The 23672-nt window shown below is 58.8% G+C and carries 18 protein-coding genes; 17 read left to right on the top strand and 1 reads right to left on the bottom strand.

Annotated elements, in window-relative coordinates; all coding sequences use genetic code 11:
• Positions 1–8 precede the first annotated feature (8 nt).
• The 16 genes from E1180_RS13690 to recN all read left to right on the top strand — a co-directional run bounded on the left by E1180_RS13690 (position 9) and on the right by recN (position 20912).
• Complete coding sequence (locus E1180_RS13690) at positions 9–1721, top strand: peptidoglycan D,D-transpeptidase FtsI family protein (protein ID WP_155191781.1); 1713 nt, start codon at positions 9–11, stop codon at positions 1719–1721.
• Between the two features lie 103 nt (positions 1722–1824).
• Positions 1825–3297 (top strand): UDP-N-acetylmuramoyl-L-alanyl-D-glutamate--2,6-diaminopimelate ligase, encoded by a 1473-nt coding sequence (locus tag E1180_RS13685; protein ID WP_155191780.1) that lies wholly within the window; start codon positions 1825–1827, stop codon positions 3295–3297.
• Positions 3294–4724 (top strand): UDP-N-acetylmuramoylalanyl-D-glutamyl-2,6-diaminopimelate--D-alanyl-D-alanine ligase, encoded by a 1431-nt coding sequence (locus E1180_RS13680; RefSeq protein WP_155191779.1) that lies wholly within the window; start codon positions 3294–3296, stop codon positions 4722–4724. The genes E1180_RS13685 and E1180_RS13680 overlap by 4 nt, the downstream gene beginning before the upstream one ends.
• Before the next feature lie 10 nt (positions 4725–4734).
• On the top strand, positions 4735–5817 hold the full coding sequence (mraY, locus tag E1180_RS13675) for a phospho-N-acetylmuramoyl-pentapeptide-transferase (protein WP_155191778.1): 1083 nt from the start codon (positions 4735–4737) through the stop codon (positions 5815–5817).
• A gap of 4 nt (positions 5818–5821) precedes the next feature.
• A complete protein-coding gene (murD, locus tag E1180_RS13670) occupies positions 5822–7222 on the top strand; it encodes a UDP-N-acetylmuramoyl-L-alanine--D-glutamate ligase (protein WP_155191777.1) in 1401 nt (466 codons plus the stop codon).
• Entirely contained in the window at positions 7222–8379 is a 1158-nt protein-coding gene (locus E1180_RS13665; RefSeq protein WP_155191776.1) for an FtsW/RodA/SpoVE family cell cycle protein, read from the top strand. The genes murD and E1180_RS13665 overlap by 1 nt, the downstream gene beginning before the upstream one ends.
• A gap of 19 nt (positions 8380–8398) precedes the next feature.
• A complete protein-coding gene (gene murG, locus E1180_RS13660) occupies positions 8399–9505 on the top strand; it encodes an undecaprenyldiphospho-muramoylpentapeptide beta-N-acetylglucosaminyltransferase (protein WP_155191775.1) in 1107 nt (368 codons plus the stop codon).
• Entirely contained in the window at positions 9502–10902 is a 1401-nt protein-coding gene (gene murC, locus E1180_RS13655) for a UDP-N-acetylmuramate--L-alanine ligase (protein WP_155191774.1), read from the top strand. The genes murG and murC overlap by 4 nt, the downstream gene beginning before the upstream one ends.
• 8 nt (positions 10903–10910) lie before the next feature.
• Positions 10911–11882 (top strand): UDP-N-acetylmuramate dehydrogenase, encoded by a 972-nt coding sequence (gene murB, locus E1180_RS13650; protein ID WP_155191773.1) that lies wholly within the window; start codon positions 10911–10913, stop codon positions 11880–11882.
• A complete protein-coding gene (locus E1180_RS13645; RefSeq protein ID WP_283404373.1) occupies positions 11882–12808 on the top strand; it encodes a D-alanine--D-alanine ligase in 927 nt (308 codons plus the stop codon). The genes murB and E1180_RS13645 overlap by 1 nt, the downstream gene beginning before the upstream one ends.
• 23 nt (positions 12809–12831) lie before the next feature.
• Entirely contained in the window at positions 12832–13710 is an 879-nt protein-coding gene (locus tag E1180_RS13640) for a cell division protein FtsQ/DivIB (protein ID WP_208997134.1), read from the top strand.
• Positions 13707–15029 (top strand): cell division protein FtsA, encoded by a 1323-nt coding sequence (ftsA, locus tag E1180_RS13635; RefSeq protein ID WP_155191772.1) that lies wholly within the window; start codon positions 13707–13709, stop codon positions 15027–15029. Before E1180_RS13640 ends, ftsA begins: the two co-directional genes overlap by 4 nt.
• A 115-nt stretch (positions 15030–15144) precedes the next feature.
• A complete protein-coding gene (ftsZ, locus tag E1180_RS13630) occupies positions 15145–16896 on the top strand; it encodes a cell division protein FtsZ (protein ID WP_155191895.1) in 1752 nt (583 codons plus the stop codon).
• Between the two features lie 258 nt (positions 16897–17154).
• The gene (lpxC, locus tag E1180_RS13625; RefSeq protein WP_155191771.1) at positions 17155–18099 is read left to right on the top strand and encodes a UDP-3-O-acyl-N-acetylglucosamine deacetylase; all 945 of its coding nucleotides are present in this window, start codon (positions 17155–17157) and stop codon (positions 18097–18099) included.
• 225 nt (positions 18100–18324) lie between these two features.
• Positions 18325–19182 carry an outer membrane protein assembly factor BamD gene (locus E1180_RS13620; protein ID WP_155191894.1) on the top strand — a complete coding sequence of 286 codons (858 nt, stop codon included), beginning with the start codon at positions 18325–18327 and terminating at the stop codon, positions 19180–19182.
• 59 nt (positions 19183–19241) lie between these two features.
• Positions 19242–20912 (top strand): DNA repair protein RecN, encoded by a 1671-nt coding sequence (gene recN / locus E1180_RS13615; protein WP_155191770.1) that lies wholly within the window; start codon positions 19242–19244, stop codon positions 20910–20912.
• A gap of 79 nt (positions 20913–20991) precedes the next feature.
• On the opposite strand, the gene E1180_RS13610 is transcribed toward recN, so the two are convergent.
• Positions 20992–21207, bottom strand: a complete 216-nt coding sequence (locus tag E1180_RS13610; protein ID WP_155191769.1) for a hypothetical protein — start codon at positions 21205–21207, stop codon at positions 20992–20994.
• 107 nt (positions 21208–21314) lie between these two features.
• On the opposite strand from E1180_RS13610, the gene ligA reads away from it, so the two are divergent.
• The gene (gene ligA / locus E1180_RS13605; RefSeq protein WP_155191768.1) at positions 21315–23468 is read left to right on the top strand and encodes an NAD-dependent DNA ligase LigA; all 2154 of its coding nucleotides are present in this window, start codon (positions 21315–21317) and stop codon (positions 23466–23468) included.
• Positions 23469–23672 lie beyond the last annotated feature (204 nt).

Genomic DNA, 23672 nt, shown 5'->3' with positions numbered 1-23672 from the left:
CGCGAGCGATGACAATGATCAGCGAACCGGCAAGCTTCCTCCAGGTCAGACGCAGTCAGCCACGCTCTGTCCAGGGCTCCGTATCGTCCAGTGCCGTGAAATCGCGCGTTTATGTTGCGATGCTGGCATTCGCCTGTGTCTACCTGGCAATTGCCGGGCGGCTCGTTCACCTGGCGCAGATGGATGTGGCGCCTGCAAATGCCTGGATCTCCGCGCAGGACGCTATTGCCGCCTCGCGGCCTGATCTGATCGACCGGAATGGTGAAATTCTGGCCACAGACATCAAGACCGCCTCCCTTTATGCGGAGCCACGGCGCATTCTCGACGTCGATGAAGCGGTCGAGGGACTGATCCGGGTGTTGCCGGACCTGAACGAAGATATCGTCCGCCGGAGATTGTCCAGCGGCGCGGGCTTTGTGTGGCTGCAACGCGAGATCACTCCGAAACAGGCGGAAACGATCCACAATCTCGGTTTGCCGGGCGTCGGCTTCCTGTCAGAAAGCCAGCGGTTTTATCCAGGCGGTCCGACGGCCGGTCATATTGTCGGCTCGGTAAATGTCGACAACCAGGGCCTGGCGGGGATTGAAAAATTTATTGACGATTCCTGGTTGTCAGACTTGCAATCCCTCGGATTTGCGTCTGACCGGTCGATGGAGCCGGTCCGCCTGTCAGTCGACCTTCGGGTGCAGCATGTCGTGCGGGATGAACTGGTCAAGGCGATGGAACGCTACCGCGCCATTGCGGCAGCTGGCATTGTGCTTGATGCCAAGACCGGCGAAGTGGTGGCCATGTCCTCCTTGCCGGACTACGACCCCAATGACCGCGCCCAGGCTCTGGAGAAAGACCGTTTGAACCGGGCGACAGGCGGTGTGTTCGAAATGGGGTCCGTGTTCAAGACCTTCACGACGGCAATGGCGCTTGATTCCGGTGCTGTGTCGATCAATGACAGCTTTGATGCAACGCGGCCCATTCGCGCCGGCGGGCGGACGATTTCAGATTTCCACGGGAAAAATCGCATCCTGTCCGTGCCGGAAATCTTTATCTATTCGTCCAATATCGGGACGGCAAAGATGATGCTCGCGACCGGTGTCGCGCGTCAGCAGGAGTTCATGGAACGCCTGCATCTGACCAAGCGCCTGAAGACCGAACTCCCGGAAAACGCAGCACCGCTTCTACCGCCCAAATGGAATGAGCTCGCCGCAATGACCATCTCGTTCGGCCACGGGATCTCGGTTACACCGATGCAGACAGCTGTTGCTGCGGCCGCATTGGTCAATGGCGGAAAGCTGCTGCCGCCGACCTTCCAGCCCCGGACCCAGGAGGAGGTGGAAGCGCTTGAAAAACAAGTTATTTCGCCTGAAGTCAGCCGTGTGATGCGCTACCTGTTCCGGCTCAATGTCCTGTCAGGCTCCGGTAAGCGCGCGGATGTGCCCGGCTATACGGTTGGCGGAAAAACCGGCACCGCCGAGAAGATCGAAAACGGAAAATATGTCAGCAACAAACGCCGGAACTCGTTCCTGTCGGCTTTCCCGATGGACGACCCGAGGTATGTGGTTTTGGTGGTGATCGATGAGCCGAAGCCGGAGCGCGAGGGTATCGGCGCGACCGCGGGTCTCAACACCGCCCCGGTCACAGGGGCTATCATCCGCCGCGCCGCGCCAATGCTGGGTGTCATGCCAAGGTTTTCACAAGGGGATGAACCGATTGAGATTTCCTATTAAAGGAGACTAGGTGAAGCAGGAAAGCCGGACGGGGTCGCAGCCGATAGCCGGTCTTTCAGGCGCTTCAAATCAGACGACGCACTTACTTTGATGATCGGAAGTCATGGATCTTTCCTACCTCGCCGCCGGCATGGACTTGCCGGATCCGGCGCCAGACCTGCAGATCAAGGGACTTACGGCCGATAGCCGGAAGGTCCAGCCAGGTTATTTGTTCGCAGCCTTTAAAGGTGCCAGCACCGACGGCACGCAATTCGCGGCGGATTCAGCGGCTGCCGGAGCGGTTGCGATCCTGTGCGCATCGGATGTGGTGGAAAGCGTCCGTCAGGCGGTCTCTAATGCCCGTGTTCAGGTTCTCGGCAGTCAGGAACCGCGACAGGTTTTTGCCAAGATGGCCGCCCGCTTCTATGGCGCGCAGCCCGATACCATTGTCGCGGTTACGGGAACGGCCGGCAAAACATCCGTTGCCCATTTCGTCCGGCAGATTTTCCAAGCGGCTGGTCATCCGGCCGCCAGCCTTGGAACGCTCGGAACAATCCGCCCGGATGGATCAAGTTACGGCGGCCTAACAACGCCCGATCCCGTGGCGCTTCAAAAGGAATTGTCCGAGCTTCAGCATGAGGGGGTTGATCATGCCGCCCTCGAAGCCTCTTCGCACGGGCTCGATCAGTACCGCCTCGACGGTGTCCGCTTGACCGCAGCAGCCTTTACCAATCTTGGCCGCGATCACATGGACTACCATCCAACGATTGAGGATTATCTTCAGGCGAAATTGCGCCTGTTTTCCGAACTTCTTCCGGCCAGTGGAACAGTTGTTGTAGATCCCGGTGAGAAATATGCCGACCGGGTGCTTCAAATTGCCGGGCAACGCGGGGTGCGGGTCTTAACCGTCGGGGAAACCGGTAAAGACCTGAAGCTCACCGGTCTGCGCCCTGAAGGCGGTGGTCAATTGCTTACCATCGAGACGGAACGGGGCGAATACAAGGTTATCCTGCCATTGATCGGCCGGTTTCAAGTGTCCAATGCAATGATTGCCGCAGGGCTGTCGATTGCGGCCGGGATTGGTGTTGGAACGGTGATGCGCGCGCTGGAAAATCTGAAAGGGGCACCGGGGCGCTTGGAGCTTGCCGGTAAGACTGGCTCCGGCGGGATGGTGTTCGTTGATTATGCCCACAAACCGGATGCGCTCGACAAAGCCCTTGCCGCCTTGAAGCCCTTTGCAAGGGGGCACTTGAGTGTCGTGATCGGCGCGGGCGGAGACCGTGATCCGGGCAAGCGCCCCCTGATGGGGGAAGCCGCTGCCCGGCACGCTGATCTTGTAATTGTGACGGATGACAATCCAAGATCCGAAGATCCGGCATCCATCCGCAAAGCTGTTGTTGGTGGCGCGCCTGGAGCTTTGGAAATTGGAGATCGGTACGAGGCGATTGCAGAGGGCGTGCGCCGCTTGCACTCAGGCGATATCCTGTGTGTTGCCGGAAAAGGCCACGAAACGGGCCAGATTGTTGGCGACACAGTGATTCCCTTTTCCGATCACGAAGCCGTTACACGCGCGATCAGCCAATTAGGAGACACATGAGCGACCCGCTTTGGACCTTGGATGCCTTTGTTGAAGCCTGTGCGGGGCGCAAGCAAGGGGACGTTCGCGCTGACATTACCGGAATATCCATAGACAGCCGGAGCCTTCAGCCCGGCGATGCCTTTGTTGCGATCAAGGGCGACCGGCTGGACGGGCATGATTATGTGGCTCAGGCTTTGGAGGCAGGCGCCTCGCTCGCGCTTGTTGCCGAAAGCCGGTTGGCGTCGCTGCCTGAGGACGGGCGTTATGTGGTCGTTGACGATCCGCTGGAGGCGCTCCGTCAGGTTGGGCGGGCAGCGCGGGCGAGGACTGAAGCGCGTATCGTTGCCGTCACCGGGTCTGTCGGCAAGACGGGCACAAAAGAGGCGCTTCGGCTCACGCTTGAAAAATCAGGCAAGGTTCATGCTTCCGTTGCTTCGTTCAACAACCATTGGGGTGTTCCGCTGACACTGGCGCGGATGCCGCAGGACACCGAGTTCGGCGTCTTTGAAATCGGCATGAACCATGCCGGTGAGATTTCCCCGCTCGTCAAGATGGTCCGCCCGCATGTGGCGATCATCACGACGGTCCAGGCGGTGCATCTTGAGTTTTTCGAGTCGGTCGAGAAGATCGCCCAGGCCAAGGCCGAAATATTCGATGGGCTGGAGCCGGATGGCATCGCCATCTTGAACCGGGACAACCGCCAATATGACCTGCTGCGGTTCCTGGCGACAACGGCGGGTGTGAGCCATGTTCAGACGTTTGGCGAGACCAGCGCCTGTGACAGTTTCCTGGAAAATGTTGCCAGTTATCCAGCTGGGTCGAGTGTCGATGCCAGCATTCTGGGCCGTGAGATAACCTACAAGATCGGTGCACCGGGCAAGCATCATGTCAAGAACAGCCTTGCTGTTCTGACGGCGGTCGTCGCGCTTGGCGGTGACCTGGCCAAGGCAGGGCTTGCGCTTGACGCCATGCGTCCGCCGAAGGGCCGCGGCGAGGTAACCCGTCTGCCGTTCCCGGGCGGCGAGGTCAACCTGATTGACGAGAGCTACAACGCCAATCCCGCGTCAATGCGGGCCGCCCTTGCGGTGCTTGCAGAAGCACCCGTCAAGCGCCCTGGCCGCCGGATTGCTGTCATCGGTGATATGCGTGAGCTTGGTCCCGACGCCGACCGTCTCCATGCCGAACTCGCCGGTCCCATCGAGGAGGCCCAAGTTGACGCGGTTTACTGCGCCGGACCGCATATGCGCTCTCTTTGGCAGCAATTGCCCCATGATCTCAAAGCCCATTACAGCGAAGAGGCAAAAGATCTGGAAGATCCGCTTTTAAATGATATCCGTCCGGGCGACGTGATTATGATCAAGGGATCGCTCGGAACCAAGATGGGCCCGCTTGTCGACGCCTTGAAAAAAGAATATCCGCCTGCTGACGATACTGCAGCGGCATAGGGAAAAGCTGATGTTTTATTTTTTGGGCCAGTTCGCAGACCAGATATCCGCACTGAACGTGTTCCGGTATATCACGTTCCGCACTGGCGGCGCGATCATGACGGCCTTGTTCTTCGTGTTTCTGTTCGGGCCAAAGATTATTGCGAGCCTGCGCATCCGCCAGGGGCATGGCCAGCCGATCCGTGCGGACGGTCCGGAAAGCCATCTGACCAAGAAGGGCACGCCGACCATGGGCGGGCTGATGATCCTGTCCGGCGCGCTTGTTGCTGCGCTGCTTTGGGCGGATCTTACCAACCCTTATGTTTGGGTGGTCATCGGGGTGACGCTGGGGTTTGGCCTGATCGGCTTTTACGATGATTATCTGAAAGTCACCAAGTCTTCCCACAAGGGCTTTGGCGGCAAGGCCCGGCTTGGACTTGAATTTGCGATTGCCGGAGCTGCTGCATTCGCTGTTACCATTCTCGACAATCCACCTTTTTCCACCTCCATCGCCTTTCCGTTCCTGAAGGATCTGACCCTCAATCTCGGCCTTTTCTTCATCCCGTTTGCGGCCTTTGTGATGGTTGGCGCCGGGAATGCGGTGAACTTGACCGACGGGCTTGACGGTTTGGCGATCGTGCCGGTGATGATTGCGTGCGCGTCCTTCGGCCTGATTGCCTATCTGTCGGGAAATGCGCTTTTCGCAAACTATCTGCAGATCCACTATGTCGCCGGTACTGGTGAGCTGGCCGTGATCTGCGGGGCCGTGATTGGAGCCGGGCTCGGCTTTTTATGGTTCAATGCGCCGCCGGCCGCGATTTTCATGGGAGATACGGGTTCGCTGGCGCTTGGCGGCATGATTGGCGCTATTGCCGTTGCCACGAAACACGAAATCGTCCTTGCCATTATCGGTGGTCTGTTCGTGCTGGAGGCCGTCTCCGTCATCGTTCAGGTCATGTCGTTCCGCCTCACAGGCAAGCGTGTTTTCCGGATGGCGCCAATCCACCACCATTTTGAGATTCAAGGCTGGACCGAAAGCCAGGTTGTGATCCGTTTCTGGATCATCTCCGTCGTTCTTGCCCTGATCGGTCTTGCAACGTTGAAACTGAGGTAAGTGGATGATCCCGGTCACCACATTCAAGGATCAAACCGTTCCCCTGTTCGGACTGGGCGGGTCGGGTTTGGCGACCGCGAAGGCTCTTCAGGCCGGCGGTGCGGATGTGGTGTGTTTCGATGACAATACAGACCGGGTCAGCCAGGCGGGCAAGGACGGGCTTAAAACCCAGAACCTGCGCGAACTTGATTGGTCGCATGTATCTGCGCTCGTGCTGGCCCCCGGTGTACCTTTGACACATCCCGTGCCGCATTGGTCGGTGGATTTGGCGCGCGATGCAGGTGTCGAAGTCATTGGGGATGTAGAGCTCTTCTGCCGGGAGCGGCGGGTCCTGTGCCCGCAGGCCCCCATGATTGCCATTACCGGAACCAACGGAAAATCGACCACGACGGCGCTGATCAGCCATCTTTTGGAAGCTCTTGGCTATGACGTGCAAATGGGCGGCAACATCGGCACGCCCGTGCTGGACCTGGCACCACCGCAGCCCGGCCGCCACTATGTGATTGAGTGTTCATCATACCAGATAGATCTGGCGCCAACGCTTGATCCGACTGTTGGTGTGCATATGAACCTGTCGCCGGATCACCTCGACCGGCACGGAAGCATGGAACATTACGCGGCGATCAAGGAGCGTCTGGTGGCCGGCTCCAAGGTTGCCATTGTCGGCGTGGATGACCGGCTGTCTTCCATGATCGCCGACCGGCTCGAGTTGGCGCGGAAGCCCGTATGCCGGATTGCCGGTGAGCGGGAGCTGACCAGCGGAATTTATGCGCGTCATGGCGACCTTCTCGAAGCACATGACGGAACACAGACCGAAGTGGCGCATCTTGGCGGCATCGACAGCCTGCGCGGTGATCATAACGGTCAAAACGCAGCAGCCGCATTCGCGGCTTTAAGGGCACTGGACATCCCGCCGGCGAAAATTGCGGGTGCCCTGAAGACGTTTCCGGGCCTTCACCACCGCATGGAAGTCGTTGCCCGGAATGGCCGGATCCTGTTCATAAACGATTCCAAGGCGACAAATGCCGATGCGGCAGCACGGGCCCTATCCAGCTTCGACCGGATTTACTGGATTGCGGGCGGACGTGCCAAGGAAGGCGGGATCTCCTCGTTGGACGAGTATTTCCCCCGTATCGCCAAGACCTTCCTGATCGGTGAGGCGGCGAGCGAATTCGCCAAAACCCTGGAAGGCCGTGTTCCCTTCAAGGTGAGCGGTACATTGGCCGAAGCCGTCCGGGATGCGGCCGGAGAAGCGGCGGAAGATGGTGCTGAGGAAATCGCCATATTGCTGTCGCCAGCATGTGCCAGCTTTGACCAATTCCCCAATTTCGAACTGCGGGGCGCTGCTTTTGTAGATGCGGTGCGTGCCTTGCCGGGTGATAAAAACACTCAGGAGGTCGCATAATGGTTTCGCGCGCTGATCGAAGCCGGTTCGCCGATTGGTTCTGGACAGTTGACCACTACTTGCTGGCAGCTTTCAGCCTCTTGATGCTTGCTGGTGTGGTCTTTTCATTTGCTGCAAGCCCTCCGGTCGCGGAGCGCATTGGCGTCGACACACTGTTTTTCGTCAAGCGCCAGGCAATGTACCTGATCCCAGCCTTGGGATTGATGCTTGCGGGCTCCTTGATGACACCGCGCATGGTGCGCCGGGCCGCTCTGCTCGTGTTCACCGTTTCTCTTATCCTGCTTATCGCAACCCTGTTCATGGGCTTTGAAACCAAGGGCGCCAGGCGCTGGATCTATCTCGGCGGCGTGTCGCTGCAGGCATCGGAGTTCCTGAAACCTGCCTTTGTGGTCCTGATCGCCTTTCTTTTGTCCGAGAGCGGACGGCGCAGCGAAGTGCCAGGGGTTCTGTTTGCCTTTGTGCTCTTTGGCATTTGTGCGGCGCTCTTGATCGCCCAGCCGGATTTCGGCCAGACAATGCTTCTTGGCCTGGTCTGGGCCGGCCTGTTCTTCTTCAATGGCATTTCATGGCTGATCATCATGGGGCTCGGTTTGACGGGGCTCGTCGGCCTCTTTGCCGCCTATGCTTTCCTGCCGCACGTGACCGCGCGCGTGGACCGGTTCCTTGATCCAAGTTCCGGTGACACGTATCAGATCGATACCGCCATGGATTCCTTCCTGTCCGGCGGCTGGTTCGGCCGTGGCCCCGGGGAGGGAACCGTGAAGAGGATCCTTCCGGACAGCCATGCGGATTTTATCTTCGCGGTTGTCGGCGAGGAGTTCGGCGCCGTCGCCTGCCTTATCGTTGTGTCGGTCTTTGCCTTTATCGTGATCCGCGGTCTCTGGCATGCCAGCAAGGACCAGGATGCGTTCAGCCGTCTGGCGACCGCTGGTCTCGTTGTCCTATTCGGCCTGCAGGCCACCATCAATCTTGCTGTGAACCTCCACCTCATACCCTCCAAGGGCATGACGCTCCCGTTTATCTCCTATGGCGGGTCATCGCTTCTTTCCTCAGCCATGACCGCCGGTGCGATCCTGGCTTTGACCCGCCGTCGTCCGCAACCAAGCCGCGGTGCTGTGGTCACCGTCAGCCGGTTGTCGCCTTCGTCCCTGATGTAAAGGCCTTTGTCTGTAGTCTATGAGCAAAACAGTTCTCCTGACGGCCGGAGGAACCGGCGGCCATTTATTTCCAGCTCAAGCGCTCGCCAGCGAATTGATCCGGCGCGGCTGGACGGTTGAACTTGCGACCGACGAGCGCGCCGACAAATATGGCAGCGCCTTTCCCGCGCGGGACGTTCATATCATTTCGTCCGAAACCATCCGCAGCAAGAATCCGGTATCCCTGGCAAAGACAGCCTTGCGCCTGTTTCTCGGGACCCTGCAGGCGCGGGCCGTCATCAAGAAACTGAAGCCGGATGTGGTTGCAGGATTTGGCGGGTATCCGACCTTTCCGCCAATGTTCGCTGCCCGCTTGACCAATACCCCGTCAATTCTCCACGAGGCGAATGGCGTGATGGGACGGGCCAACAAGCTGCTTGCAAAAGGGGCAACGGCCATTGCGACCAGCGTTCCGATAGACGATCTTCCGGCCGGACTGACCGCCAAACTGACGCAGACCGGAAACCCGGTCCGGGACGCGGTTCTGGACGCGGCCGAGCTCGCCTATTCGCCGCCGCAAGAAGGTGGCCCGCTTAACCTGCTTGTCTTCGGCGGGTCGCAGGGCGCCCGCTTCTTTTCTGATCTCCTGCCCCCGGCAGTTACTAGTCTGCCCGAGGCTGTCCGGGATCGGCTCAAGATTGTGCAGCAGTGCCGTCCGGAAGACATGGAGCGGGTCCAGGCGGCATATGATGAGCAGGGTGTCGATGCCGAATGCGCACCCTTCTTTCAGGATTTGCCCCAACGGATCGCTCAGGCGCATCTCGTGATTTGCCGGTCGGGTGCCTCATCGGTGAGCGAGTTGGCTGTTCTCGGCCGGCCCTCCATCCTGGTGCCGCTTCCAGGCGCGCTCGATCAGGATCAGGCAGCCAACGCCAAGGTACTTGAGAAGGTGGGCGGGGCTTGGCCGATCCGGGAAGTCGATCTTTATCCCGACCGCCTTGCGCAAGAATTGCAGCGCTTTGCAAACGCGCCCGGCATGCTTGCCGAAGCCGCACAAAATGCGAGAAGCGTCGCCAAACCAGATGCCGTCAAACGGCTTGCAGATCTCGTTGAGGCAGTTGCCGAGACCAAAGGAGAACGGCCATGAAAATGCCGCAGGATATCGGACCGGTTCACTTCGTCGGCATTGGAGGTATCGGTATGAGCGGGATCGCGGAGGTCCTGAAAACCCTCGGCTATGCTGTCCAGGGCTCCGACATGGCGGAAAATGCCAACGTGCAGCGGCTTCGGGCCAACGGAATTCCGGTGACAGTCGGTCATGCGGCTGAGAACCTCGGCGATGCAGAAGTTTTGGTCGTTTCTTCCGCGATCAAAAAAGATAATCCGGAACTGGTCGCAGCCCGCGAAAAGCTGATCCCGGTTGTCCGGCGCGCGGAAATGCTTGCCGAACTCATGCGGTTCAAACAGGCCATTGCCGTTGGCGGAACCCACGGCAAAACAACGACCACATCCATGGTTGCGGCGTTGTTAGACGCAGGGAAACTCGATCCGACCGTCATCAATGGCGGAATCATCAACGCCTACGGGACCAACGCCCGGATGGGCGAGGGCGACTGGATGGTCGTCGAGGCCGATGAGAGCGACGGAACGTTCGTCAAACTTCCGGCAGACGTTGCGATTGTCACGAACATCGATCCGGAACACCTGGACCATTACGGCGACTTCGCCGGCGTCCGGGCGGCCTTCAGGCAGTTCATCGAAAACGTACCGTTTTACGGGTTCGCCGTAATGTGCCTGGACCATCCCGAAGTCCAGACCATGATTGGCACCATCGAGGACCGCCGCGTGGTCACCTATGGCACAAACCCACAGGCGGATGTCCGTTATACAGATGTCTCCATGGATGGCGGGAAATCAACGTTCTCGGTCACAATTCGGGACCGGCGGTCCGATGATGTTACGGAGCTCAAGGACCTCGTTCTTCCCATGCCGGGGCTCCACAATGTCTCGAATGCCACGGCTGCCATCGCGGTTGCATCGCAACTTGGGGTCGGACCTGAAGACCTCACCAAGGGGATCTCTGCATTCGGTGGGGTCAAACGCCGGTTCACACACACGGGTACCGTCGGCGGTGTTCAGATCTTCGACGATTACGGGCACCATCCGGTCGAGATCAAGGCCGTTCTCCATGCGGCCCGGCAGTCCACCAACGGCAAGGTGATTGCGGTCATGCAGCCGCATCGCTATTCGCGCCTCCAAAGCCTGTTCGATGATTTTTCCAATTGCTTCAATGATGCCGATGCGGTGCTGATCGCGCCGGTTTATGCAGCCGGTGAACAGCCGATCCAAGGCGCCTCCCATGAAGACCTTGTCTCGGGTATGAAGACCAGGGGACACCGGAACGTAAAGGCTTTTGGCACACCGGAAGAATTGCCACAGCTGGTCAAGGAAATCGCCGGGCCCGGAGATTTCGTTGTTTGCCTTGGGGCGGGCAACATTACCCAGTGGGCCTATGCCCTGCCAAAACAGCTGGAAGCGCTGTGAGCCCTGCCATGAGCTATCCCGACCTTCTTATCGACTTGCCGGACCTGAAGGAGGGCACGCGCGGACGGCTTACGCCGAACCAGCCGCTCTCATCGGTAACCTGGTTCCGCACCGGCGGGCCTGCCCAGTTGATGTTCCAGCCGGCCGATGAAGACGACCTTGCAGCCTTCCTCATGAAGCTGCCCAAAGACATCCCGGTTCTTCCGGTCGGCCTCGGATCGAACCTGCTCATCCGAGACGGCGGGCTCGCCGGTGTGGTCGTCAGGTTAAGTGCCAAAGGGTTCGGCGGTACGGAAATCCTGGACGGCAACCGCTTGCGGGCAGGGGCTGCGGTGCCCGACAAGCGCCTTGCGGAAACAGCTGCCGGGGCGGGGCTTGGCGGTTTTGCCTTTTATACCGGCATTCCGGGCGCTTTGGGCGGTGCGCTGCGGATGAACGCCGGTGCGCATGGCACGGAAACCCGTGAGCGGATGGTGGAGCTGACCGCAATTGACCGGGATGGCAACAAGCATGTCCTGTCCAATGCGGACATGGGCTACGCCTACCGCCATTCCAGTGCATCCAGGGATCTTATTTTCACGTCCGCTGTTTTTGAGGGCATCCCGCAGGACGAAACCGGTATTCGCGCCGAAATGGCGGCCGTGGTCGAACACCGGGAAAAGGCCCAGCCGATCCGGGAAAAAACCGGCGGCTCGACCTTCAAGAACCCGGAAGGCACGTCCGCCTGGAAGGAAGTCGATGCCGCTGGCTGCCGCGGCCTGACCATCGGCGGCGCGCAAATGTCTGAAATGCACTGCAATTTCATGATCAATACCGGCAGCGCAACTGCGCATGACCTTGAGTTGTTGGGTGAAACGGTGCGGGCGCGGGTGCTGAAAAACAGCGGGATCCGGCTTGAATGGGAAATCAAGCGCTTGGGGAACTTTGGGGCCGAGGGGCCGGTTGAGCCGTTTTTGGGTCAGGATCAGGAGGCCGCGTAGTGGCGAAGAAGCATGTTGCCGTTTTGATGGGTGGATGGGTGAATGAACGTCCTGTGAGCCTGTCGACTGGAGAAGGCTGCGCCAAGGGCCTGGAAGAAGCGGGGTACAAGGTTACCCGGGTTGATGTGGACCGGAACATCTCCGAAGTCCTGAAGCAATTGAAGCCGGATGTCGCCTTCAATGCCCTGCATGGACCGTTCGGCGAGGATGGCTGTGTTCAGGGAATATTAGAGTTTCTTAACATTCCCTATACCCACTCCGGCGTGATGGCTTCGGCCCTCGCGATGAACAAAATCAAGGCCAAGGCGGTCATGGCGGCGGCCGGAGTTCCGGTGACCGAGCACAAGATTGTGAACCGCCGGGAGATCGGCCGGGACCACCCGATGGAGCCGCCCTACGTTCTGAAACCCATCAATGAGGGGTCCAGTTTCGGGGTGCTGATTATCAAGGAAGATCAAGCCTTTCCGCCGCAAGAGCTGCAGCGGGAGGACTGGCCTTATCCCGATGTTCTAATGTGCGAGAAGTTCATCAAGGGCCGCGAATTGACCTGCGCGGTCATGGACGGACGGGCGCTCGGGGTCATCGATATCATCCCGCAAGGGCAGGGCTTTTATGATTATGATGCGAAATATGTAGAAGGCGGATCAAAACACATCCTTCCTGCAAAAATTTCACCCTTTGTTTACCAAACAGTTGAGACACTGGCCATCAAGGCGCATCAGGCTCTGGGATGCCGTGGGGTGTCCCGGGCCGATTTCCGATTCGATGAACGCGAAGACGGAACCGGGGATCTGATTTGCCTTGAAGTAAACACGCAACCAGGCATGACGCCGACCTCGCTCGTTCCCGAAATGGCCGAGCATTCGGGCATAAGCTTCAAGGACCTGGTGAGCTGGATGGTTGAGGACGCAAGTTGCTGTCGCTAGGGCGCAAACATAAACGGGACGGGATGACCCCGCTGGAGGCCGAGCTGGCCCCGCGCGGGCGCGGCGTGTCGCGTTTGCATCGTCAGCCCGTTTGGCGTGCCTCTGGGCATCTTGCCCATCTTCCGAACTGGAGCGGCTCGGCTGCTGCTATTGGTTTCTTAACCTTAACGATTGGTTATGGAATAGTCATAGGGGGGCACGGCAAGGTGGTTGCCGATGCTCTTTTGTCTGCCGCCGGCTTCGGCGTGGAAGCCGTTAAATTGTCCGGGCAACGGGAAATCGACGAATTCCAGATCCTGGAAGCGCTGGAAATTCATGAAGGCACTTCGCTGATCCTGTTTGATGCATCCGGCGCCCGTGAGCGGCTGAACGAGATGGCCTGGGTTAAAAATGCTTCAGTGATGAAGCTCTATCCAAGCACGCTTCAAATCAAGATCGAGGAACGCGAGCCTTACGCGCTTTGGCAGCGGGGCGACTCTGTGTCGATCGTCAATGAGGCTGGGGACGTCATCACGGATGATGTTGATGGCCGCTATGCAAATCTCCTTCTGGTTGTGAACCATGGTGCACAGCGCCGTGCCAAGGAAATCTACACCGCGCTTGCCACGGTTCCCGAGCTCCGTCCGCGGGTTCGCGCCGCCTTCCTGATCAAGGACCGGCGCTGGGATCTGCAGCTTGAGAACGGGATTACAATCCGGCTGCCGGAAGAAAACACGGAAGCTGCGCTTTCAGAATTGATGAAAATGGACAAGGAAAGCGGTCTTCTGGCCCGCGATATCGTGGCGATTGACCTGCGCCTTGCCGACCGGGTTACGGTCCGCATGTCGGACGAGGCAGCAGAACAACGCAAAATCATGACCGGCGGCAACGGCGGGTCCGGCAACAGGGAGCGCGACACATGAGCAGTGCTTCCAACCTGTTGTATCTTCCAAAGATGCGTCCGTTGCCAAGCCGGCGCTCGGTCATCATGTCCGTGCTGGATGTTGGTTCCACCAAGGTTTGCTGCCTGATCGCCAAGCTTATCCCGCAGGAAGAGCGGTCGATCCTTTCGAGCCGGTCTCACAAGGTCGAAGTGCTGGGCTACGGCTATCAGCGCTCCCGCGGGATCAAGTCCGGCGTCGTGGTCGACATGGATGCAGCCGAGCATGCCATCCGGCTCGCAGTCGACAGTGCCGAGCGGATGGCAGGGGTGACGGTTGAATCGCTGATTGCAAACATCAGCTGCGGCCGCCTGCAAAGCGAAATCTACAGCGCCAGCGTGCCGTTGGCGGGCGACAGTGTTTCTGAGGCCGATATCCAGAGGGTTCTGTCCGCAGGCTCCAGCCACTCCGTGACCGACGGGCGCGCGGTTACCCACGCGTTGCCGATCTCCTACACCCTGGACGGTAGCCGGGGCATTCGCGATCCTCGCGGGATGATGGGCCACAAGCTGGGTGTCGACATGCAGGTGGTGACCGCCGAAGTTGCACCGGTCCGCAATCTCGAGCTTTGCATCAACCGTGGCCACCTGCATGTGGAAACCATGGTTGCAACACCGTTTGCTTCGGGCCTGTCGACCATCGTGGATGATGAGGCTGAACTCGGTGTCGCCTGCATCGACATGGGCGGTGGAACAACCACCCTGTCCGTCTTTGTAGATGGGCATATGGTGCACCTGGACGCGATTGCCGTTGGCGGCAATCACGTCACCACCGATATCGCCCGTGCATTTGCGACCCGCCTGCAGGACGCAGAGCGGCTCAAAACGCTTTATGGTTCGCCGCTGGCGTCCAGCTCCGATGAGCGCGATATGCTCACCGTTCCGGCGCTGGAAAGCGATGGCGATTTGCCAAACCAGATCCCGCGCTCGGCACTGACACGAGTCATACGCCCGCGCGTGGAAGAAATCCTTGAACTCGTGAGAGATCGCCTGACGGCCTCCGGCTTTGCCGGCCGGGTGGGAAAGCAGATCGTTTTGACCGGGGGCGCCAGTCAGCTCACGGGTTTGGGAGAAGTTGCGCGCCACATTCTGGGACGCAACGTCCGTCTTGGCCGGCCTCTAGGCGTCGCCGGTCTTCCCGAGGCCGCCAAAGGTCCGGCATTTGCCGCGGCCGTTGGTCTCTTGATTTATCCGCAAGTCGCGCAGATCGAGCAGTTCGAGCACAAGAACCGCAGGTCCGGGTGGGGCGGGCAATCTGGTTACCTGGCCCGTGTGGGCCAATGGATCAGGGAAAGCTTCTGAAGACATGAGCGAAGAAGACACCAGCCAAGATATGGAACTGCCAGGATTGGCTAACGAAATTAGGGAAGAAGAGGCTGCTCCCGATGCGGGGGCACCAGTGGGTCGCGAGGATAACATGACCATTAACCTGAAGATGCCCGACATTCAGGAGCTGAAGCCCCGCATTACGGTCTTCGGCGTCGGCGGCGCGGGCGGAAACGCCGTCAATAACATGATCACGGCTGGCCTCCAGGGGTGCGACTTTGTCGTTGCCAATACGGATGCTCAAGCCCTTGCCATGAACCAGTCCGACCGGCTCGTCCAGATGGGCGTTGCGGTCACCGAAGGACTTGGTGCCGGCTCGCAGCCTGAAGTCGGCTCTGCAGCGGCCGAGGAAGTGATCGACGAGATCAACGACCATCTCAGCGGGTCGCACATGGTGTTCATCACGGCCGGTATGGGCGGTGGTACAGGCACAGGTGCTGCTCCTGTGATTGCCCGCGCTGCGCGCGAACAAGGCATCCTGACCGTTGGTGTGGTCACCAAGCCGTTCCAGTTCGAAGGTGCGCGCCGGATGCGCATTGCGGACAGCGGGATCGAAGAACTTCAGCGCAACGTTGATACGCTGATCGTCATTCCGAACCAGAACCTGTTCCGGATCGCCAATGCGCAGACAACCTTTGCCGACGCATTCGCCATGGCCGACCAGGTTCTATATTCCGGTGTTGCCTGCATCACCGACCTGATGGTCAAGGAAGGCCTGATCAACCTCGACTTTGCCGATGTCCGCTCTGTCATGCGCGGCATGGGCAAGGCCATGATGGGCACCGGGGAAGCCTCCGGCGAAAAGCGGGCTCAGCAGGCAGCGGAAGCTGCCATTGCAAATCCGCTGCTCGACGAAAGCTCGATGAAGGGTGCAAGAGGTCTGTTGATCTCCATTACCGGCGGCAACGATCTGACGCTGTTCGAAGTGGATGAAGCAGCAACCCGCATCCGCGAAGAAGTCGACGCAGACGCCAACATCATTCTTGGCGCGACGTTCGACGAGACGCTTGATGGCATCATCCGAGTATCGGTCGTGGCAACCGGGATTGACCGGGAGGAAGGCCAGGCCGCTGGTACCTTTCCAGCAGCTGGCGCACAGCCTGTAAAGCAGCCGGCCTTGGTTGAGCGCACACCTTCGATTTCCACGGCAGCTGCAGTGTCTGCAAGTGTCGAGGATGCTGCGGCGAAGGCTGTTGCCAATCTCGAGCGGGAACTTGCTATTCCGGATCCGAAGCCGGTCTCTGTGGCCAGCGATCCGGATGTTGAGATCAAGAAGGTTCAACCGACTGCCGAATCCATTTCTGCCAAACCGCACATGATGGATCTGGAAGACGAGACGCCTGCTCCCGTCGTGGACGATGCACCGGTCGCAAAGCCTTACATTCCGCCGGCAGCGGAAGAACACTCCCCGGCACCGCGGATGCCGCGGGTAGAAGACTTCCCGCCGATCGCGCAGCGCGAAATAATGGCTCAACAACCACAGGCCGAGCCACAAAAGGCTGCGGTTCCGCAACAAGCCGCACCCGCTGCAGCGCCAGCTGCCATGGCTGACGAGCACGGCGAAGAAGACCGCCGCCCGATGGGACTTCTCCGCCGGTTGGCAAGTGGTCTTGGCCGCCGTGAGGACGAGGAAGAGTTCGAGGCAGAAGCACCGCAGCAGCGGGCTGCTCCGCAAATGCGTCCGGCTCCGGCCGCAACGCCCCGTCCTGCTCAGCCGCGCCAAGGCGCGCAAGGGGCGGCAGGCCAGCTTGACGGCACAGGCCGGGCTGCACCAAAGCCGGTTGCGCAAACAGAAGACGAGCAGTTGGAGATCCCGGCGTTCCTGCGCCGTCAGGCCAACTGATTCGAATTGCGATCCTCTTCCCTGATCGCGGCAGCCCGGAGTGTGAACTTCGGGCTGCTTTTGTAACACGAATAAAAAGATCGTTTTTTATCAAAAGGTTGCGCGTCTGTGGATCGTTACAAACCGTAATAAAGCTTTATTTCATAGACTCGGTATTTGCGACTATCTTCCCCGGCAACTGGTGATCGTTAAAAGTCCGTAACCTTTTTAAGGCAAATCCGGACTGCTTTCCGATCCCAAACCGGAAGGGCTGGGTGCATGACCAATTACATCGACCGACAGACGACGCTTGCCGATCAGGTGACACTGACCGGTATCGGCGTTCATTCGGGGAAACCCGCGTCGATTACCTTGGTGCCCGCCGAAGCTTGCGTGGGGATTGTGTTCACCCGCACCGATTGCGAAAACGCCGCTGAAATTCCGGCGAAATGGGACGAAGTCTCCGCAACCGCCCTTTGCACTGTCCTTGGCGATCCGTCAAAGGACGGCATTGCAACGGTAGAGCATATCATGGCCGCCTTGTTTGGCATGGGTGTCGATAACCTTATCGTGGAGATCGACGGCCCGGAAATGCCGATCATGGATGGCAGCAGCACGGTCTTCGTGGATGCGATTGAGCAGGTCGGACTGAAATCACTGGATCGCGGCCGCCGGTATCTGAAAGTCAAGAAAACCGTTCGTGTCGATAACGGCAGTGCGTGGTGCGAACTGCGTCCCTATGACGGAACGAAGTTTGATATCACTATCGATTTCGACACGCCTTTGATCGGCCGCCAGCAGTTTGTGTCAGACATGACACCGGACGTGTTCCGTGATGAACTTTCCCGTGCGCGGACCTTCGGCAACGTGAAGGATGTCGAGCAGCTCTGGAAAATGGGCTTTGCGCTGGGGTCTTCTCTTGAGAACTCAGTGGCAATTTCGGACGATAAGGTTTTGAACCCGGAAGGCACTCGCTGGCCGGACGAATTTGCGCGGCACAAGGCTCTTGATGCGGTGGGGGATCTTGCTCTTGCCGGTCTTCCAATCCTCGGTCTTTACCGCTCCTACAAGGGCGGCCATAAGATGAACCACTCTATCCTGGTGAAGTTGTTCGAAGACCCGTCAGCGTTTGAACTCGTCGAAGCTCCAGCTTTCCGGCGTGTGGGGCAGGTTGACAAGGGCGGATTGGCCGCATCAGCCGTTTTTGGGCCGGACGTTTCCTGAACTTGCTTCGCGCCTGTGCAGCGGCTAAGCGCCGTCTCAGTCACAGATGTTCAGCCAAATTCAGCCGGTTGCCATAAAAAAGCTCAAAAAATCCTTCAATTGGCCGATCTGTACGTGACGGGGGCGGTACGTTTCCGGTAAACACTTTTTCAAAGCGATTGTAGGGCCCGGCCAAAACGGGCCGGATGGGGCCTTGAACGGCTCGGGAGTAACGGCGTGAACGGAATGGACAGCGGGCTTGCGGCAAGAGTCACCAAGCACCTGAAAACCCTTTTGAAGCTTGCAGTCCTGGCTGCACCCTTGGCGCTGGCGGCTTGCGGCGGCAAAGACGATCTCGATGAGCTTGCCCTGAACGACACGCCGCCTGAAGTCCTGTTCAACGAAGGCTTGGCGCTTCGCGCACAGGGAAATCTTAGAGATTCTACCGAGAAATTTGAAGAGCTGGACAAGCTCTATCCCTACTCTGAATATTCCAAAAAGTCCCTCGTGAACCTGGCCTTCCTTAATTACTCAAGGGGCAAGTACACCGAGGCGATCACGGCGGCCCAGCGGTTCGTGACCCTTTACCCAGGCGATGAAGACGCTGCCTACATGCTCTACATTGCCGGGCAAAGTTACTTCCGTCAGATGCCGGACATTACCCGGGACCAAGGTCCGACCGAGCGGGCGGCTTCAGCGTTTCAGGATCTGATTCAGCGGTATCCCGACTCCGAATACACTGCCGATGCCGAGCAGAAACTTCGCGTTGTTCGAGACCAGCTTGGCGGCAAAGAAATGCAGATCGGCCGGTACTATCTCAAAAGGCGGAACTATGTTGCCTCGATCAACCGCTTCAAAAATGTTGTTTTGAACTACCAGACCACCCGGCATGTGGAAGAAGCGCTGTTCCGGCTGACTGAATCTTACTACGCACTGGGTGTTGTCAGCGAGGCGCAGACTGCGGCAGCAGTGCTAGGACACAACTATCCCGATACCCAGTGGTACAAGGATGCCTTCACGCTCCTCAACGAGGGCGGTTTCCAACCGTCTGAAGACGAAGGTAGCTGGATTAGCCGGGCATTCAGAGGTATCAACGTGCTCTAGAAAGCGACTCGGCTGGGCCTAGTTTCCAGCCTTGTCGAACTCTAAGGAGCCTTGCATTCATGCTGGTTACGCTGTCCATCCGCGACATCGTCCTCATCGACCGATTAGACCTGGATTTTGCTGCTGGAATGTCGGTCCTCACCGGCGAGACAGGCGCGGGAAAATCCATTTTGCTGGATTCCATGTCCCTCGCCCTTGGCGCGCGCGGTGACGCGGACCTTGTCCGCCATGGGGAAGGCCAGGGCCAGGTCACGGCTGCCTTTGATGTGCCGATGTCTCACCCGGTGCGCTTCCTTTTGAAGGACAATGATCTTGAGCATGACGGGGATATCATCCTGCGCCGGATACAGGCCGCAGACGGCCGCACGCGCGCCTTCATAAACGATCAGCCGGTTAGTGCCGGCCTGTTGCGCCAGGCGGGCGTTTTGCTGGTCGAAATTCATGGCCAGCACGATGATCGCGCGCTTGTGGATGCCGACAGCCACCGGGCGCTGATTGATGTGTTCGGCGGACTGGCGAAAGATGTTGATGCTGTGTCGGCCGCCTATTCTGCTTACAAGGCGGCGGACAAGGCCGTGAGGGATCACGAAGCGCGCATCGAGGCGGCCCGCAATGAAGCGGATTTCCTGCGCGCGGCCGTGGAGGAGCTCTCGCAGCTGAAGCCGCAGGCCGGTGAAGAAGAAGAGCTTGCCGCGCGGCGCACCGACATGATGGCTGTCGAAAAGATTGCCGGCGATCTGAATGAAGCATTTGAAACCTTGAACGGTGCGGCGTCACCGATTCCGGAGCTGGCGAGTTTGCTCCGCCGCCTTGAACGGAAAGCCGACCAGGTGCCGGCTTTGCTCGGGACGCCGGTCAGGACCCTGTCCGAAGCGCTCGACCTTCTGGAGGAGACGCGCGGCGGGCTTGAAGCAGCGCTTCGGGAGACTGAATTCGACCCCCGTGAACTGGAAAGCGTTGAGGAGCGGCTGTTTGCCTTGCGCGCGGCGTCGCGCAAATTCTCCGTGCCGGTGGACGAACTGGCAGCCCTGTGCGAACGCATGGCCAATGACCTGGGCGATCTGGATGCTGGTGAAGACAAGCTGGCCGCCCTTGTTGAGACCGCTGCCAAGGCTCGGTCCGCCTATGATCAGAAAGCTGTGTCGCTGTCTGAAAAACGCCGGAAGACGGCAAGGGCGCTGGAAAAAGCCGTTGAGACGGAATTGCCGGATTTGAAGCTGGAACGGGCGAAGTTCATCGTTGAACTTGCTACTGATTCGGAAAGCCGGGGTCGGTCGGGGATCGATACGCTCGAGTTTCATGTTCAGACTAACCCCGGCACAAAGCCCGGGCCGATGATGAAGGTTGCATCCGGCGGTGAACTGTCCCGCTTTTTGCTGGCTTTGAAGGTTTCTCTTGCCGACAAGGGGTCTGCGCCGACGCTCGTCTTTGATGAGATTGATACCGGGGTCGGCGGTGCTGTCGCAGAGGCTATCGGATTGCGTCTTGCCCGGCTGGCAGGAAGCGTTCAGGTTTTGACAGTCACACATGCGCCGCAGGTGGCAGCCCGCGCGGAAGGCCATTTCCTGATCGCCAAGGAGGCCGCCAGCAAGGACCGGGTGGCAACCCGCGTCACCCGCATAGATGATGATCACCGCAGCGAAGAGATCGCGCGAATGCTCGCAGGCAGCGTCATCACTGAAGAAGCCCGCGCGGCCGCTAAGAAACTGATGGCTGTATCTGTCCCCTGACCCTGGAATGTGAAAAGGCCACATCACCGATGTGATGTGGCCCGAATGGTCTGTGCAAGTGGCTTGCCTTCTAGCCCGGTCAGCCTTCGTCAGCCCCCGGCAAAGCGAGATTCAATTCACGCTCTTCACCGTTCGGGAGGCCGAGTTCGATCGACAGGCCCGGTTCGGACTGTTCCTCCTGGATGTAATAGTAGGCACCAATGCAACCGGCTACGATGAGCGCGCCCAACACAAACCACAAAGTGCGTGACTCAATCGCTTTTGCCGTTTTGTTGTTGTCGGTTTGAATTGCCATGACTAACTCCGTTGTCCTTTCAGTGAAAAGCGGCATATTGATCAAACGCACGGGCCGGCGTTTGGTTCCAGGCCCTCATCCCCACGCTGTTTTTTGTTGCTGGTTACATGTCTGAAAATACAGAGCCTTCGTCCGAAGTGAGCATGCTTTCACCCGAAGAGGCCAAGGTTGAATTGGAGCGGCTCGCCGAGGAGATCGCTGAACATGACCGGCGGTATCACCAGGATGATGCGCCGACGATTTCCGACGCGAAGTATGATGCGCTGCGCCGCCGGAATGCGGCAATCGAAGCCCGGTTTCCGAACCTCATACGCGCCGATGGACCATCTGCGCAGATCGGTGCAGCACCGGCTTCCGGTTTTTCCAAGGTCACGCACCGTGTACCGATGCTGTCGCTGGACAATGCCTTTTCCGATGAGGATGTCCGGGACTTCGTAGGGCGCGTCCGGCGGTTTCTGAAATTTGATCCGTTGATGGGCGCGCTGGCGGTGACGGCTGAGCCGAAGATCGATGGGTTGTCCCTGTCCTTGCGCTTTGAAGACGGCAAACTCGTTTATGCGGCAACACGGGGCGACGGCACTACGGGCGAGAACGTTACGGAAAATGCCAAGACGATTGAGGATATTCCTCAGGGTCTTGCCGGGGACTTTCCCGAGATTGTTGAGGTGCGCGGTGAGGTCTACATGGCCCACAAGGACTTTCAGGCCCTCAACATGCGCATGGCGGCAAATGGCGGCAAAGTGTTTGCCAATCCGCGGAACGCGGCGGCAGGATCGCTCCGCCAGCTGAAATCCGAAATCACGGCTTCCCGCCCGTTGAAGTTCTTTGCCTATGCCTGGGGCGAAGTGAGCGCTCTGCCGGAGGACACCCAGTCGGGAATGGTGGCTCAGCTCGGCAAGTGGGGCTTTCAAATCAATCCCTTGATGAAACGCTGCGAAACGGTCGAAGAGCTTCTGGACGTCTATCACGGGATCGAAGAAAACCGTGCGCAGCTCGACTACGATATCGACGGTGTGGTGTACAAGGTCGACCGCCTTGACCTTCAGGAGCGACTTGGGTTTGTCTCCAGGTCACCCCGCTGGGCAATTGCGCACAAGTTTCCGGCCGAACAGGCCTGGACGGTTTTGAATGACATCGAAATCCAGGTCGGGCGAACCGGTGCATTGACGCCAGTCGCCAAGCTTGAGCCGATCACGGTGGGCGGTGTTGTCGTTTCCAATGCGACCCTTCACAATGAAGATTACATTTTGGGCATTGGTCAGGACGGAGAACCCATCCGCGGCGGCAAGGATCTTCGCGTCGGGGATACGGTCAAAATCCAGCGTGCCGGAGATGTTATCCCGCAGATCATTGATGTGGACCTGGACAAACGCCCGGAAGAGGCGGTCAAGTTCAAGCCCATGGACCTGTGTCCCGCGTGCGGTAGCCATGCCGTTCGGGAAGAAAACGAAAAGACCGGCCGCAAGGATGCGGTCCGGCGCTGCACCGGCGGCTTAATCTGTCCGGCCCAGGCGACTGAAAAGCTCAAGCACTTCGTTTCAAGAAATGCCTTCGATATCGAAGGGTTCGGCGACAAGCAGGTCGATGCGTTCTACAAGGACGGCCTGGTTATGGCCCCAGCCGATATCTTTACGCTGGAGGAGCGGGACAAGCGCGCCCTGACGAAGCTGCGCAATCGGGAAGGGTGGGGAGCCGTATCCGCCCGCAACCTTTTCGAAGCAATCAGGGCCCGCAAAGAGATCGATCTGCACCGCTTCATATTCGCGCTCGGCATTCGCCATGTCGGCGAGGGCAACGCCAAACTACTGGCGCGCGGCTATGGGTCCTGGGATGCGTTTTATGCGGCAATGACAGCGGCCAGTGACAAATCCTCCGAAGCCTGGGCCGACCTCAACGATATCGACGGCATCGGCCATATCGTTGCCGAGGCGCTCGTGGCGTTTTTCGGCGAACAGCATAATCGGGATCAACTGGATGCCCTGCTGGCGGAGGTTTCGCCTAAACAAGCAGAAAAAATCGAGGCCTCCGGATCTCCCGTTGCCGGAAAGACCGTTGTCTTTACCGGATCTCTCGAACGCATGACCCGGGACGAAGCGAAAGCCATGGCGGAGCGATTTGGAGCGAAGGTCTCCGGGTCGGTGTCTAAGAAGACCGATCTTGTGGTCGCGGGCCCTGGTGCCGGATCCAAGCTGAAAAAAGCACAGGATCTGGAGGTCGAGGTGATTTCCGAAGATGGCTGGTTCGATCTGGTTGGTGCTTGATGCCAATCCTTGGAAATCGTGCCGACTCATCGGAAATTGTTTCACTTTAAAAGTGTAACTTCACTGTCTTTCTATTGTAATAAATATCAGGTTGCTTGATTTTAAATGCATCACTCTTAGTTGTTTTTCTTGGCATGTTTCTGTTTTTTTGTCGTGTTTTGCCAAGTTTGTCATTCCGTTAAGTAACAGGTAACGCTGCGACCC

Source organism: Roseibium denhamense, assembly GCF_009711415.1.
In the GTDB taxonomy this organism is placed as follows: domain Bacteria; phylum Pseudomonadota; class Alphaproteobacteria; order Rhizobiales; family Stappiaceae; genus Roseibium; species Roseibium denhamense.
Note: the sequence above shows the minus strand (reverse complement) of the source record. Positions and strands in the feature narration are given on the sequence as shown.

What these genes read in the sequence shown, in the direction of transcription:
- murD (WP_155191777.1), top strand. Translation starts at nt 5,822, where the DNA reads ATGATCCCGGTCACCACATTCAAGGATCAAACCGTTCCCCTGTTCGGA.
- E1180_RS13640 (WP_208997134.1), top strand. Translation starts at nt 12,832, where the DNA reads ATGACCCCGCTGGAGGCCGAGCTGGCCCCGCGCGGGCGCGGCGTGTCG.
- E1180_RS13690 (WP_155191781.1), top strand. Translation starts at nt 9, where the DNA reads ATGACAATGATCAGCGAACCGGCAAGCTTCCTCCAGGTCAGACGCAGT.
- murC (WP_155191774.1), top strand. Translation starts at nt 9,502, where the DNA reads ATGAAAATGCCGCAGGATATCGGACCGGTTCACTTCGTCGGCATTGGA.
- recN (WP_155191770.1), top strand. Translation starts at nt 19,242, where the DNA reads ATGCTGGTTACGCTGTCCATCCGCGACATCGTCCTCATCGACCGATTA.
- E1180_RS13620 (WP_155191894.1), top strand. Translation starts at nt 18,325, where the DNA reads ATGGACAGCGGGCTTGCGGCAAGAGTCACCAAGCACCTGAAAACCCTT.
- E1180_RS13685 (WP_155191780.1), top strand. Translation starts at nt 1,825, where the DNA reads ATGGATCTTTCCTACCTCGCCGCCGGCATGGACTTGCCGGATCCGGCG.
- lpxC (WP_155191771.1), top strand. Translation starts at nt 17,155, where the DNA reads ATGACCAATTACATCGACCGACAGACGACGCTTGCCGATCAGGTGACA.
- E1180_RS13610 (WP_155191769.1), bottom strand. Translation starts at nt 21,207, where the DNA reads ATGGCAATTCAAACCGACAACAACAAAACGGCAAAAGCGATTGAGTCA.
- ftsZ (WP_155191895.1), top strand. Translation starts at nt 15,145, where the DNA reads ATGACCATTAACCTGAAGATGCCCGACATTCAGGAGCTGAAGCCCCGC.
- murB (WP_155191773.1), top strand. Translation starts at nt 10,911, where the DNA reads ATGAGCTATCCCGACCTTCTTATCGACTTGCCGGACCTGAAGGAGGGC.
- mraY (WP_155191778.1), top strand. Translation starts at nt 4,735, where the DNA reads ATGTTTTATTTTTTGGGCCAGTTCGCAGACCAGATATCCGCACTGAAC.
- ftsA (WP_155191772.1), top strand. Translation starts at nt 13,707, where the DNA reads ATGAGCAGTGCTTCCAACCTGTTGTATCTTCCAAAGATGCGTCCGTTG.
- murG (WP_155191775.1), top strand. Translation starts at nt 8,399, where the DNA reads ATGAGCAAAACAGTTCTCCTGACGGCCGGAGGAACCGGCGGCCATTTA.
- E1180_RS13665 (WP_155191776.1), top strand. Translation starts at nt 7,222, where the DNA reads ATGGTTTCGCGCGCTGATCGAAGCCGGTTCGCCGATTGGTTCTGGACA.
- E1180_RS13680 (WP_155191779.1), top strand. Translation starts at nt 3,294, where the DNA reads ATGAGCGACCCGCTTTGGACCTTGGATGCCTTTGTTGAAGCCTGTGCG.
- ligA (WP_155191768.1), top strand. Translation starts at nt 21,315, where the DNA reads ATGTCTGAAAATACAGAGCCTTCGTCCGAAGTGAGCATGCTTTCACCC.